Source organism: Xanthomonas sp. NCPPB 1826 (assembly GCF_056725285.1).
This window is the reverse complement of sequence record NZ_CM161521.1, coordinates 4,494,772-4,508,524: the sequence shown is the minus strand read 5'-3', so window position 1 is coordinate 4,508,524 and position 13,753 is coordinate 4,494,772. Positions and strand designations below refer to the sequence as shown.

Annotated in this window: 12 protein-coding genes; 5 read left to right on the top strand and 7 right to left on the bottom strand. The window is 64.4% G+C overall.

The window, feature by feature from the left end:
* Nucleotides 1-250: 250 nt before the first annotated feature.
* On the bottom strand, nucleotides 251-1,429 hold the full coding sequence (locus AC1PLA_RS18925) for a PQQ-dependent sugar dehydrogenase (RefSeq protein WP_481105136.1): 1,179 nt from the start codon (nucleotides 1,427-1,429) through the stop codon (nucleotides 251-253).
* A 170-nt stretch (nucleotides 1,430-1,599) separates the two neighbouring features.
* On the opposite strand from AC1PLA_RS18925, the gene yiaA reads away from it, so the two are divergent.
* Nucleotides 1,600-2,037 (top strand): inner membrane protein YiaA, encoded by a 438-nt coding sequence (gene yiaA / locus AC1PLA_RS18920; protein ID WP_039518492.1) that lies wholly within the window; start codon nucleotides 1,600-1,602, stop codon nucleotides 2,035-2,037.
* Between the two features lie 55 nt (nucleotides 2,038-2,092).
* Here the strand turns inward: yiaA and AC1PLA_RS18915 are convergent, their stop codons facing one another.
* From AC1PLA_RS18915 to AC1PLA_RS18890, 6 genes are all read right to left on the bottom strand, one after another.
* Nucleotides 2,093-2,425 (bottom strand): hypothetical protein, encoded by a 333-nt coding sequence (locus AC1PLA_RS18915; protein WP_016902822.1) that lies wholly within the window; start codon nucleotides 2,423-2,425, stop codon nucleotides 2,093-2,095.
* A 171-nt stretch (nucleotides 2,426-2,596) separates the two neighbouring features.
* Entirely contained in the window at nucleotides 2,597-3,094 is a 498-nt protein-coding gene (locus AC1PLA_RS18910; protein WP_065048579.1) for a hypothetical protein, read from the bottom strand.
* Nucleotides 3,095-3,182: 88 nt separating this feature from the next.
* Nucleotides 3,183-4,490: an APC family permease gene (locus AC1PLA_RS18905; RefSeq protein ID WP_039524916.1), complete on the bottom strand. Its 1,308-nt coding sequence runs from the start codon at nucleotides 4,488-4,490 to the stop codon at nucleotides 3,183-3,185.
* The gene (locus AC1PLA_RS18900) at nucleotides 4,487-5,263 is read right to left on the bottom strand and encodes a L,D-transpeptidase family protein (protein WP_039518497.1); all 777 of its coding nucleotides are present in this window, start codon (nucleotides 5,261-5,263) and stop codon (nucleotides 4,487-4,489) included. Before AC1PLA_RS18900 ends, AC1PLA_RS18905 begins: the two co-directional genes overlap by 4 nt.
* Before the next feature lie 504 nt (nucleotides 5,264-5,767).
* On the bottom strand, nucleotides 5,768-6,865 hold the full coding sequence (locus tag AC1PLA_RS18895) for a dipeptide epimerase (RefSeq protein ID WP_039518499.1): 1,098 nt from the start codon (nucleotides 6,863-6,865) through the stop codon (nucleotides 5,768-5,770).
* Nucleotides 6,862-8,274: an SH3 domain-containing protein gene (locus AC1PLA_RS18890; RefSeq protein WP_481105135.1), complete on the bottom strand. Its 1,413-nt coding sequence runs from the start codon at nucleotides 8,272-8,274 to the stop codon at nucleotides 6,862-6,864. Before AC1PLA_RS18890 ends, AC1PLA_RS18895 begins: the two co-directional genes overlap by 4 nt.
* A gap of 310 nt (nucleotides 8,275-8,584) precedes the next feature.
* On the opposite strand from AC1PLA_RS18890, the gene AC1PLA_RS18885 reads away from it, so the two are divergent.
* The 4 genes from AC1PLA_RS18885 (at nucleotide 8,585) to AC1PLA_RS18870 (ending at nucleotide 13,708) form a co-directional block, all read left to right on the top strand.
* On the top strand, nucleotides 8,585-9,388 hold the full coding sequence (locus AC1PLA_RS18885) for an N-acetylmuramoyl-L-alanine amidase (RefSeq protein ID WP_481105134.1): 804 nt from the start codon (nucleotides 8,585-8,587) through the stop codon (nucleotides 9,386-9,388).
* Between the two features lie 109 nt (nucleotides 9,389-9,497).
* A complete protein-coding gene (locus AC1PLA_RS18880) occupies nucleotides 9,498-10,403 on the top strand; it encodes a hypothetical protein (RefSeq protein WP_481105133.1) in 906 nt (301 codons plus the stop codon).
* Between the two features lie 400 nt (nucleotides 10,404-10,803).
* On the top strand, nucleotides 10,804-11,586 hold the full coding sequence (locus AC1PLA_RS18875) for a hypothetical protein (protein ID WP_481105132.1): 783 nt from the start codon (nucleotides 10,804-10,806) through the stop codon (nucleotides 11,584-11,586).
* Nucleotides 11,587-11,752: 166 nt separating this feature from the next.
* Nucleotides 11,753-13,708 (top strand): XVIPCD domain-containing protein, encoded by a 1,956-nt coding sequence (locus AC1PLA_RS18870; RefSeq protein ID WP_481105131.1) that lies wholly within the window; start codon nucleotides 11,753-11,755, stop codon nucleotides 13,706-13,708.
* Nucleotides 13,709-13,753 lie beyond the last annotated feature (45 nt).

Genomic DNA, 13,753 nt, shown 5'->3' with positions numbered 1-13,753 from the left:
CGCAGCTGAGTGCGGCTACTGCACCAGGTTTGATGGTGACGGACGTAGCCCAAGGGCGCGCCGTCATCGGGTCAAAGAGGATGTAGGCCCGCTTGGTGGGTGTGCACCACTTTTCTGCTGACACCTGCATGTATTACGCCATTGCACCGCACCGGATCGAACGCGGCTTCGCCGCGAAAATCGTGGCCACCGCCAGCACGCATTCGACGCGTGGCGGTGGCACGACTCCCCTGGGCGCGATCTTGCGGAGTTACGCCTCGTTCTGGACTGCCGCCTTGCTTTTGGGCGTCAGCTTGAGCAGGCGCCCGGTGCTGCCGCTGGCTTCGTCTTCCAGCAACCACAGCGCACCGTCCGGACCCTGTTCCACTTCGCGAATGCGCGCGCCCATGTCGTAGCGGGCCACCTCGCGCGGCTGATCGCCGAGCGAGACCTGCACCAGCGACATCGACGACAAGCCGCCGATAAAGCCGTTGCCGCGCCACGCCGGGAACTGCTTGCCGCTGTAGATCACAAAGCCGGCTGGCGAGATCACCGGTGTCCAGCTGATCTTGGGCGCGGCAAATTCCGGCCGTGTGTTGTGATCCGGGATCGGGGTGCCGTCGTAGTTGTCGCCATTGGAGACGATCGGGTAACCGTAGTTGGCGCCGCGCTGGATCAGGTTCAACTCATCGCCGCCGAGCGGGCCCATCTCGTGTTCCCACAGGCGCCCCTTGCCATCGAAGGCCAGGCCGAGAATATTGCGGTGACCCAGCGACCACACCTGCGCGGCAACGCCGCCCTGCGCAGCGAACGGGTTGTCGGTCGGCACGCTGCCGTCATCGTTGAGACGGATCAGCTTGCCGAGATTGGCTTGCATGTCCTGAGCGGGGGTGAACTTCTGGCGTTCGCTGGAGCTGATCCACAGCTTGCCGTCCGGGCCGAAGGCGAGCCGGTGCCCGAAGTGACCGTTGCCGGTGACCTTGGGATCCTGGCGCCAGATCACCTTCAGGTCCGACAGCGTGCCGCCGCCGCTGGCATCCAGCGTGAGCTTGGCGCGTGCCACTGCTGCGCCGCGGGTGTCGCCCTGTCCCGGTTCGGCGTAGCTGACATAAACCAGGCCATTCTTGGCAAAGCGCGGATGCGCCAGGACATCTCCAAAACCGCCCTGGCCGCCATAGGCGACTGCCGGAATGCCGGTGATGGCGCTCTTGCGGTTGGTCTTGAGATCCAGCCGCATCAATGCACCGCGTTTTTCGCTGACCAACAGACTGCCATCGGGCAGGAAGGTCATTGCCCAGGGCTCGTCGAAATCGGCAACAGTGGTGGCCTGGAACGGCCATTGCGCCTTGGGAATGGCGGCAGCCGGCGCGACGGCAGGCGCAGCACATGCGGTGGCGGTGGTGAACAAGCTGGCCGAGCAGGCCAGGGCAAGCAGACGTCGGACAGACATGAGGTCCTCCAGGGAATGGGCGCAGTGACGTTGCAGCCCTCCCGCAACGTGTCCTGCGTCGGGTTTTAAAGTACCTTACACGACGCCTTCAAGGCGGCCTTGTCGTAGATCACTTTCTTTGTGAGACGTGTGCGTCCCACATTACTGCTTCACCATGAAAAGGAGTTTCCATGGCTGCCACGCAAAAAACGTCACCTGCTTTTATCGCCGCATCCTGGGCTGCATTGCTGCTGGGCGGCATTGCCTACCTGGTCGGGTTATGGAACGCGCAGATGATGCTCAACGAAAAAGGCTATTACTTCACGCTGTTGTTGTTTGGCCTGTTCGCATCGGTGTCGTTGCAGAAGAGTGTGCGTGACCGCGCAGATGGGATTCCTGTGACGGGCCTGTACTACGCGATCTGTTGGTTTTCGCTGGTCATCGCGCTGCTGCTCCTGGCTATCGGCTTGATCAACGCGACCCTGCTGCTGAGCGAGAAAGGTTTCTACGCGATGGCCTACGCATTAAGCCTGTTTGGCGCAGTTGCGGTGCAAAAGAACACCCGTGATGCGATGGATGTCGCCAGCGCATCGCATTATTCGCGCGCAGTACCGCCACCACTGGACTGACGCAGCACCCACACATCGATACAACAACGCCACCTCGACGGTGGCGTTGTTGTCTTCAGGGCTTGGACTTGCTGTCGCCACTCACGAAGTCTGTCGCATTTTCCCAGGCACGCTTGACGGCATGGCGGGCCTTACTCCAGCTCAGGCCATCGGTGCCGCGGTTGGCTTCCCATTCGCGGTGCAATTCTGCTTCCACCTGATCGTAGGCGCGTGCATTTTCGCGGATGCGCGCTTCATGTCCTGCGAGGTAAGCACCTTCGTAATCTTCGTAGCGGTCACCTTCGGTGTAATACGATTCTTCGGTGAAGCGCTCGCGCCAATAATTGGATACGTTCTGGCTGCGGTCTTCGTCCGGCGCGCGGCCCGGAATCTGATACGGCACGTTCATGCTCGTCTCCGTGTTGAGTGTGCGCCCTAACCTAGGCGGACAGGTGTTAAATCCGTTGCCAGGGCAGGTGAGGAGGGCATCAAGGCATGCTGCACTTGTGTATTTGTCTCTAGTGCGCCCTTTAGCGACGCGGTGCGCTGCGCACAGCAATTCAGCCGGTGTCGGCGCGCATCACGTCGCTGCCGATGCAGCCTCGTACGGCAGCGGCGTGGCGCCGGCAGTACGCAGGCTGGCTTCGGCATGCTGCAGCGAGGGCTCGTCGGCGTCGATGATGACCAGGACGCGCCCTGCCTGGATTTCGTCCTCGAATTGGCGGCGGACCGGGTCTGGAACGGTGGCGCCGATCAGTGCAGATGACCAGGTGCCGACCAGGGCGCCTGCCAGCGCCATGACGCCGGCGCCGGCGATGGTGAGGCCGATCGGAGGCACGGCGATGGCGACTAGCCCGGCGACCAGGCCCGCAGCGCCCCCGGTGGCGGCGCCGCGCGCTGCAGCAGGGAGAAAATCCGTCTTGGCGTCCTTGCGCTCATCGGGAATGCCTTCCAGTTCAATATCCGAACGGGCAATCAAGGACAGTGCATCGTTGTCGATGCCGGCGCTGCGTGCGGCCTGCATGACGCGTTGCGCACTTTCGATATCGGGCGTGCTGTAGACACGGCGCAGTTTCATCGCAAGCTCCCATGCAGGTGAGAGCTGCAGCGTTGGACGGGCACGGTTAGTCGTGCGTGATCGCTGTGCGAGCGTCCTGCGAAAACCGCTATGCGGGCTTGCGCGGAAACAGGTAAATCAGCCAGCCCACCAGCAATGCCACCCCGGCGGCTGCTAGGTTCTGCCAGCTGGCGCTGGCCAGCAGACCCAGCGACAGCAGCAGCGCTGCGATGGGAATGGCCGGCCCGCCAGGCAGGCGCAAGGTGTCGGTGCGTTGCCGGTAGCGCCGCGCCAGCACGATCACTGCCGCGGCGGTACCGATATAGGCGAACAGCCGCGTGACCATCGACAGCAATGCCAGCTGCGTAAACGAGCCCGACACCGCCAGCGCCAGCGACAGCACGCCCTGGGTCAGCACTGCCGCAGCCGGGGTGTGGAAGCGCGGATGCACACGCGCCAGGAATGCGGGGCCGTAGCCATCCTGTGCCAGCGCGAACAGAAAGCGCGGCCCGAGCATGACCGTATTGCTGGTGGTGCCGAGGATGGAAATGGTGGCGCCCACGGTGAGGATCAGCGCCAGCGCCTCGCCGCCAAAACGGCTTGCGGCATCGGCCAATGGCGTGGGCGAGGCGGCAAGATTGGGCAGCGTGCCCTGTGCGACGACCTGGACCGCGGCGTAGATCAAGGTGACCGTGACGATCATGGTGATCAGCGCAAACGGCACGTCGCGGCGTGGGTTGCGATATTCGCCCGCGGCCGCAGGAATGTTTTCAAAGCCTGCATAGGCAAACAGCAGCAGCAAGGCCGCTTCGCCCAGATTGCCCAGGTCGCGCAGATCCGGCGTGGTGCCGGCAAAGGCCCACGACCAGTCCACGTAGAACAGGCCGATGGCCACGAACAGCAGCAACGGCACCAGCTTGCCGATCACTAACGCAATGCCGGTACGCGCAGCTGATTTCACGCCGATCACGTTGATGGCGGTGAGCAGGCCCAGGGAACCGACGACCACCAGCAAGCGCGCCCAGTGATCGGTCGCCACGGTTGGCCAGAACCGCGCCACCGCATCGGCCAGGCCGTTGCTCAATGCCGCTGCCGAACTGATGCGCGTAAGCCAGATCATCCAGCCGATCTGAAAGCCGACAAACGGGCCGAACGCCTCACGCGTGTACAGGTAACTGCCGCCCGGCGTGTCGAAATAACTGGCCGCCTGCGCGTAGCACAACACCAGCAGCGCTACCGCCAGGCCGGCCAGCATCACCGCCCACAGGCTCATCGGCCCCAGCAGTGCCGCGGTGGCCGCGGGCAGCAGATAGATGCCACTGCCGATGACATCGTTGATCGACAGGCCAACGATCTGCCAGCGGCTGACCACGCGGACCAGGCCAGTGGAATCGGGTGCAGGAGCCGGGGTGGTCATCGTGCCGCCTCCTTCAATTCGGGCAACTGCCAGCGAGCTTGCAGGCGTGCGTACTCGGCACGTGGCAACAGCACGAACAGCGGTTTGTCGTCGGGCTTCAACCAGGCCAGCAGGCGCTGCATATCGGCCGGCGCCATCGCGGTGCAGCCGGCGGTGAACTGGCCCGGCGTGCGCCACAGGTGCGCGAAGATGCAGCTGCCGCGCCCGGGAACCGCATCGGGATTGTGGGCGATCACGAAGCCCTCGCTGTAACGCGCATCGCCGGGATGTTGCAGGTCCAGGCGCATCGGTTCGGTCGACCCGGCCACTGCAGCCTTACCGACCTGCGCGGAATCGACGATGCGGTTGTACAGCGGCGAACTCGGCACATCCATGCAGTAGTGGGTGGCGCTCATCGCCTGGTACGGCATGGCGCTGTCGATCTGCTGGGCGTAACCGAAGGCCGGGCCGATCGCGAATACACCGGCCGGGCTGCGGCCGTCGCCTTCGCGCTTCTGCGGTCCTTGTGCCTGCGCCGGATGCAAGCCATCGCCCCAGGCACTGCCATGCCGCCCGAGCGCGACTGCGAAGCCCGGTGCGGCCGGTTGCCAGTGGCCGTCCACACGGGTGAATGTCTGCAGGCGCGCCTGGGTGCTGTCCCAGTCCGGCGTGGTCACCACGATCAATGCGCGCGCTTGATTCAAGGCATCGATCGGCCCGGCAGCGACGGCAAGGCTGCTGCAGCTCGCCAGCGCCAACAGCACAACGGATCGAAACAAGGTGGCAAGGCGCATGCAGGCTCCGGGGGAATGGTCGAGCGGGGACGAGTCTGGGGGCGATACACGGTTGACGGAGATAGTGCGCTGCTTTGGTACCACGTTGGGCGCACCATACTGTCGCTACTGTACTCAGCAATGCGGCCGTGTGCCGCATGCGCGCGCCTGGTTTGTGCGACTGCTTGGCGGGGCTTCGAGTGTGTTTTGTTGTTCTGGGAGAGTTGGCCTCTGTGGCTGGCTGGCTGCAGAGCGGCTGATCTGGGGCATGGTTGCAGGGCCCTTGCCCGCCCGCCCTCGCAGGACACGCCGCAAGTACATTCTTTTAGGCGCTTACGCGGCATCCATGCCGCGTAAGGTCCCGCGATGGTGAGCGGGCAAGGACCAGTCGCGATGGTCGGTGGGCATGGTGCAAGCAATGCACGAGGTTCGCTGTCCGGGTGGCTGCGTGTGCAAAGAAGCGCTAACGGCGCCATGCCGGCACCAGCGCGGCATGGAGATCCAATTGGCGTCTTAGTCGGCAAGTTAAGCCGGCAAAAGCTCCAGCCCATGGATGCGGCGGATGCCCAGGCCGGGCGAGTCGTCGATATGGATCTGGGCATCGTCGAAGTGCACGCCGCCCTCGGTGGGATCGAACTGCCCGAGCGCGGGCGCATCCAGATCCGCCAGGGTGATGCTGCCGGCCTTGGCCACCGCCAGATGCACTGCCGCAGCCACGCTGATGCTGGATTCGATCATGCAGCCGATCATGCAGGGCACGCCGTACAGGCCAGCGATATCGGCAATGCGGATTGCGTTGGATAGCCCGCCGGTCTTCATCAGTTTGATGTTGACGATATCGGCGGCACGGCGCTGGATGAGGTCGATCACCTGGACCGGCGAGAACACGCTTTCGTCTGCCATCACCGGCGTGTCGATCCGCGCGGTGACAAACGCCAGCCCGTCGATGTCCGCGGCCTTGACCGGCTGCTCCACAAGTTCCATCACGATGCCGGCGTGTTCCAGTGTGCGCATGGTGCGCACCGCCTGTTTGGGCGTCCAGCCCTGGTTGGCATCCAGGCGCAGCGATGCGCGACCAGCGACAGCGGCATGTATCGCGGTGATCCGCTCGAGGTCCGAGCCGCTGTCCTTGCCGACCTTGATCTTCAGCGACTGATAGCCGCGCGCGAGCGCGGATTGCGCCTGCGCCACCATCACGTCGATGCTATCGACGCTGATGGTGATGTCGGTGGTGATGCGCGGCGTGCCGCCGCCGAGGGCCCGGTAGAGCGGGGTGCCCAGGGCCTGCGCCCACAGGTCGTAGAGCGCGATCTCCACCGCCGCCTTGGCACTGGTGTTGCGCTCCAGCGCGTGCTGCACCAGCGCGCATAGCCGGTTGAGATCGGCCACGTCCTGGCCGATCAACGTCGGCCCGATGCAATGCTGGATCGCAGCGATGATGGAGCCGTGCGTATCGCCGGTGATCGGGGCGGTGGCCGGCGCTGCGCCATAGCCGATGTGGCCGCTGTCGGTCTGCAGCAGCACCACCACATCCTCGATCGCCTGCACGGTACGCACTGCTGTCTTGAACGGGGTCTTCAATGGCACGCGCAGCATGCCGAGGCGGAAGCCAGTGATCTTCATGGCGAGTCAGTCGGTGCGATGCGTTGGATGCGGGTGATGTGGTCGACGAATGGTGTGCCGTCGCTGGCGAGCAAGGGCAGCAGCGGCGTCACCGACACACCGTTCAAGCGCGCGCGCTGCACGTTGCCGGCTGCGTCGCGATAACTGGCGCCGGCCACGTCATGGATCACCCATGGCGCACCGCGCTCGTGTCCGATCACCAGCATCACATGACCAGGGATGTAGATCAGGTCGCCGACCTGCAGCCGGGCAAGTTGTTGCAGGCGCTGCGGCAGTGCGGCCTGCGCCTGGAACGGAACGCCCAGCAGCGCAGGGCTGCGTGCCTGATCGCCGGTATTGCGCGGCAATGCGATGCCCAGGCTGCGATACACATCCAGCACGAAACCGCTGCAGTCGCGCGCATCGTAATCGTTGCCCCAGCCATAGCGTTCGCCGAGAAATTTGAACGCCTGCTGCAACAATGCTGCAGGCGTGGCTGGCAGCGGGCCTACGCGCACGTCGGCACCGCGCGGTATCAGTGCCGGCACCAGCTGCAAGCGACCATCGCTGTTGCGCAGCGGCAACTGCACGACATGGGCAGCCTGCGGCGACTGCCCGTTGACCGGCTGCTGCGGCGGCCAGTCGCGAAGCAGCGGCACGCTGGTGCCCATGTCCAGCGCCAGTGTGGAGATGGCGGGCACCTCCGGGGTGTAGGCGCTTTGCACGCGTGCGCCGGTGACCACCAGCCGTGGGCGGCGTTGTGCATAGTCCAGCACCTCCTCACGCGTGCCCACGGCAATCCGGTCGGCGGCGATCCAGGCCGCATAGTTGGCCGCCAGCACAAAGTGCCATGCACCATCGGCGCTGGTGTGCAGCACCGCCACCGGTGTGCCGGGGTAGAGCGCCGATTCCTGGAAGCGGTCGATATCGTGGTCGTCGGTGGTGCTGAACACGCGTTGCGCGGTGGGGAAGGTGCGCAGTGCCGCGCGCTGCACCACCAGTGCAAACCGTGGCGTGACCTGCGCAGGTAGTGCATCCAGTGCCAGGGCGTGGCGCAGCGTCGCAAGGCGCGAGGCATCGATGCTGCGACCTTCGCTGTCGTATAACGCACGCGTCGGCATGGCCGACAGTGTTTCGATGCGCGCGCGCACCTCGGCCGCCGGCAGCACCTCGGCCAGCTGCGACAGGTCGTGCATGGAGCCATCGTCACGCAGTAAGCGCGCATTGAAGCCGGCGATCTGTGCGGTAGTCATGCGCAGCGTCTGCGCGTTGCCAGCGCGCTGGATCCAGTAGTCGGCGGTCAGCTGCGCATCGCTGGCCGCCAACGGTGCCGTGTGCGGTATCGGGCTGGCAGGCGTTGCCGCAGCGGCAACGCAGGACAGTCCGATGACCAGCAGCAACAACGTCAGCAGGCGGCGCGACAGTGGCATGAAGAGGGCTCTTGATGGATGCAGCGACTGGCGAGGCTTTTTACAGGCAATCACGACCGCAGGCGCGCGGACCTGTGCCGACCGCGCCGGCTTGTAGTGTACGCATGCGCAAGTATCCCCGGGGCGTGTCGCATGGCGCAGCGGCGCCGTAAGGTCTGTCGGTCTCTGCGCACGTGCAGTCTGCCTGCCACCGGCCGTAGCCGCGTGCTGCACGCCATCGCCCGCACGGCAGATAATGGGTGCATCGCCTGCGCGGCCCATCAGGGTGCTGGTGCAGCGCAAGCCCTTGCCGTTTTGCCAGGAGAATCCGATGTCATCTGCTCCCACGCTGTCGCCATCGTCCTGGCTCCGCGCCGCGCTGTGCCTGGTGGTGCTGTCACTGGGTGCGTGCGCGCATGCGCCGCAGCGCAACCCGCTGGCCCAGTGGGTTCCCTCGCCCAACTACGACGCGCGGCGGCCGATCCTGATCGTGCTGCACTTCACCGACCAGCAATCGGTGACGCAGAGCCTGGGCACGCTGCGCGGGCGCAATAGCGGCGGCCGGGTCAGTGCGCACTATCTAATCGGCGAGGATGGTGCGCGCTATCAACTGGTCAGCGACGACCAGCGCGCCTGGCATGGCGGCGCCGGGCGCTGGGGCACCATCACCGACATCAATTCCGCGTCGATCGGCATCGAACTGGACAACGACGGCAGTGAGCCGTTCGCGCCCGCCCAGATCGACAGCCTGCTGGTGTTGCTGGACGACCTGTGCACCCGCTTGCACATCCCGCGCACGCAGATCGTCGGCCATGAAGACGTGGCCCCGACCCGCAAGAACGATCCCGGCCCGCTGTTTCCGTGGAAGCGCCTGGCCGACGCCGGCTTCGGCCGCTGGCCCGCCGCCGATGCCCCCGCCGCGCCGGCAGGCTTCGATCCCTGGCAGGCGCTGGCCCTGCTCGGCTACAGCCTCGACGATCCCGCTGCGACGCTGCAGGCATTTCATCATCACTACCGCGGCAGCGACGCCCGCACGCTGGATGCCGAGGATTTGCGCATCCTGCATGCGTTGACCCGACCAGCACTGCGGCAATTGCAGCTTCCGTCGGTGCCCATCGAACCGGATGCGCCCTAGCGATCCAGCGTGATCGTTTTCCGTCGCCCTGACGAACGCTGCGGGGACTGGATCCCGACCACATTCTTGGTAGCATCCGCTCGCCCAAACTCTTGAAGGACGTCGTGTGATGAGGCTAGGAAAGACTGCCCTATGGGCCGCCACGATCCTGATGGTCGGCGGCTGCACCAAGACACCCGACGCAACGCCCGGAGACGTGCAGGCACCGCCCTCGCAGAGCGCTCCTGCTGCTGTGCCAGCGGCGGCGAGTCCTGCAACGGTCGACGCCGAGGTGCCGGCGCCCGGGCATGTGCTTGCCGATATCTATGGGATGAAGGGCGACGGATCGGAGTCGTACACCATCGACAACGGCGCCTTGGCCAGCTTCTGGTACGGCTACCGCTTCGACCTTGGCGGCAAGCAGTACTACACCGGCTTCGCCAACGCGGGCCCCGGCAAGTACGGCAAATCCGAGGAAGAGGACTCTCCGGACCCTGCTGTCGGCGTCAGCATCAGCCAGGCGACCTATGTGCTCGACGATGCCGGTGGCAAACCGGCATGGGGGCTGTTCCATGCGCAGCAGTGGGCCGGCGATTTCGGCGGCAACGAGAAGGCCGACACGCTGGACCAGACGCGCAAGCCGCAGCGCACCGAGACCAAGGATGGCCACCTGCTACTGGCGCTGCCGACCACGCGCTTTGCCAACGGCATCAGTAGCTTGGGTTTTGCGCTGTTTTCCTTCGATCCGAACAAGAACGACATGGGCGACTACAAGGGCTGGGTTTACCTGGGCACCGTGGCCACCGGCGAAGACAACAGCGCGGCCTGCGACGATGAGGGCACCATGAAGTGCGCGTCCAGCACCGGCACGCTGAGCTTCGAACCCGGCAGTGGATCGATGCCGACCCTGCGTGTGGCCATGAGTGGCACCGCCATTGCCGGCCCCGGCAAGGTCCGCAGCCTCGGCGCCGCCGACGTTGTCACCTATACCTACGACGCCGCCAAGCACCAGTACACGCCGCCGCTGGATCGCTGAGCCTGCCCGCGTGCCGGTCTGTTGTGGGCCGGCACGGGACGCGGACTGGCCGGCAGAGCCGGCTGGTTTCGGGCGCGGGAACTGGATAAGATTCGCCCACGGGGCCTGATGATCAGGCGAGTCATTCGCGAGCGGCAATGGATGCTGCACTCGCCCGAAATGCCGGAGTGGATCGCCGGCTTGCGGTTTGCCATGCGCGAATCGCCATCACCGCCCCTGACTTGGGGCCGGATCGCACTCACCGTTTTCTGTCCGAAGCCGCGTCTGCGACAGCTGCGTCTCTGCGGGTCGGGCCATGTCCGTGATGCGTAGCAGGGCGGCTTTCCGGATAACGCGGCATGGCGTGTCGGGATTGCGGTTGTGTTTCCGGCTTCTTCAATACATACAGGATGTTCTGCACATGTCCAACGACACTCAAGTTGCCGTCACTGTGGCACCGCCCTACCCGGGCAGCGTGCTGTACCTGATTTACGGGATGGATGGGGACGGCGCGCTCTCGTACGAGATCGACAACGGTGCTGTTGCCAGTTTCTGGCACGGCCAGCACTTCGATCTGGACGGCAAGCACTACTACACCGGTTTCGCCTACGCCACGCCCAACAAGTACGGCAGTGACGAAGCCGAGACCTTTCCGGATCCGGGCGAAGGCGTGTCGATCAGCCAGGCCACGTTTCTGCTGACCGCGCCGGACAGCGAGCGGCCGTGGATGCTGTTCCACGCGCAACAGTACGTCGGCCGCTTCGGCGGCGACGAGCGCGCCGACGCGATCGACGAAACGCGCAAGCCGCAGCGGCACCTCCTGGACAACGGTCACCTGCTGTTGGCAGTGCCCACCTCCAGTTTCGGCAATGGCGTCACCAGCTTCGGCTTTGCGCTATTTACCTTCGATCCGGACAAGAACGACCTGGGCGATTACCAGGGCTGGGTCTACCGGGGAACGCTTGCAGCCGGCGAAGACAACGAGCTCAGTAGCGACGAAGAGGGTAGCGTTCCGCACGTCTCCAGCCGCGGCACGCTGAGCTTCCAGCCGGTGCCCGGCGAGCGGATGCCGGCCATGCACGTGGCGTTGCAGGGCACGGTTATTTCCGGCCCTGGCCAGGTGCGCATGCTCGATGCATCCGATGCGGTGATTTACGTGTATGACCAGGCGAGCGGGCAGTACCTGCCGAAAGAAGTCCAGTGAATCGGTCGGTGCGCCGCTCCACGGAGCGACGCCTCGGCAGCAGCAAGAACCCGCGACTTGCAACACCGAACAGTCTTGTTGACCGTACACCAATTAGCTCATGGACGAGCTCGGTTGACCTTGTCGGCGCCCAGCGCCGTATATCAACCTCAAGGAGTAACACGATATGGCACGCGACTACACGAAGGCCGAGAACCTCGACATCATCGAGCGTGAGGCCAGGGAACGCCACATTCCAGTCGACGATTTCATGCGTTTCGCCTATGTCGAAACCGGCGGCAGGTTCGACGAGCAGGCCAGCCGTGGCCCGAACAGCGCCAAGGGCTTGTTCCAGTTCACTCCTGGTACCGCCGCGGCCTACGGCATCAGCGGCCGTGAACTGGATGCGGTGGCCAATACCGATGCCGCGGCGCGGTTATATCAGGACAATGCGAGGTCACTGACCCGCCAGCACGATAAAGACAATCGTCCGTACCTGTCCGGCAAGCCGCAGCCCGATGGGCTGGATATGTACATGGCGCACCAGCAGGGCGCTGCCGGCTATCGGTCGATCCAGAAGGCGGTTGCCGACGGCAGCTTCGCGCGCGGAGACACGCGCGCGAACATCATCAACAATGTGCCGCGCGAAAAGGATGCGGCCGGTGCCAAACAGTTCGAGGCTTATACCGGCAGCTCGCTGGCCGAGTTCAAGAAGATGTCCGATCAGGACATGGCCAAGACCTTTCTGAAGTACTGGGACACCAAGTTCGACCATATCGCCATCCCGGAAAAGGGCATCAAGCCGGTTGCCGAGGGCCAGTCCCAACAGCCGGCGGCGCCGGCCCGCGTGCAGTCGCATCCGGCTGCAGCGGCCGGGCAGGACGGTCAAGACGCAATCAAGCTCACCGCCGCGTATGAGATGGGCGTCAAGTACGACGATGTGAAGTACGCGATCAATATCGAGGGCCACAGGCTCTACCATCCCGGCGTGGACGGCAAGCACCTGGAACAGGGCTACATCGACTGCTCCGGCTGGGTTTCTGAGTTGCAGAACGCCACCATGCGGGAGATCAATCAGAAGGCCGGCCGCGACGTGTTCGGCCGCCAGGACATGCTGGTGCAAGGAATGACTGGCTCCGGTGGCATCGTCAAGAAAGCATTCGACAATTCCGGCGTGTTGCTACAAGGCCAGGACGTATTCAAGCCCGGTGCGCTGAAGGAAGGCATGGTCATTGGCGTGGACGCCAGCCGGAATTCGGGGCATGACCACTGGAAGGGCATCGATCACATCCTGATGGTGGTGCGCGACCCCAAGAGCGGCGAGCTGCAGGTCAGCCAGTCCAGCGGCACAAAGGGCGTCAATACGATGCCTTTGGACAAGTATCTGGCCGACAACCAGAACGCCAGGTTGTTTGCGTCCGATCCATTCGCCAAGGCGCGCGACCTGCTGCAGGACAGGCAGCAGACACAGTCGCAGAATCAGGACCATCCAACGCGTACATCGTTGCGACCGGGCGAGCAGGGTGTGGATGTAAAGGCAATGCAGCAGGCCCTGATCGAACTCGGGATAAAGGACAACAGCGGCAAGTTGCTGTCCGGTACCGGCTATTACGGCGACAAGACCAAGGAAGTGGTGGCAAACCTGCAGCGCGAGAAGGGCATGGATCCGACGGGTATTGCCGATAAGGCCACGCTCGAAGCACTCGGCAAGCAACAGGGCCAGGCCAAGAATAATGGCGAGGCCAAGCTCCCCGCTTCCGCCGCTGTCGAAGCGCAACGTCCAGTGGATCCGTTGCTCAAGCAGGCAATGGACCATCTTCAGAAGCATGGGCCGAACGGCGGCTTCAATAGCCGCGACGAAATGCAGCGTGCCGCTGGCCAAATCGCATTCGAAGCCAATGTCAGTGGGATGTCGCGTATCGACGAGTTGGTGCCGAGCACCAATGGCAAGGGGTTGATTGCGGTAGAGCGCAATCCCAACAACCCGCTCGATGTGAATCGTGCCTACGTGGACAAGCAGCAGGCCGCATCGGTACCGCTGGAGCAGAGTCAGCAAAAGCTCACAGCCGAGACGCAGCGGCAGAACCAGGAGGATCAGCAGCGCACGCAGACCGCGCAGACGCAATCGGGTCCTGCACGCTAGGCACCTCTCGTCAGGTTACGAATCTGTGCGACAGCAATCGCCAGT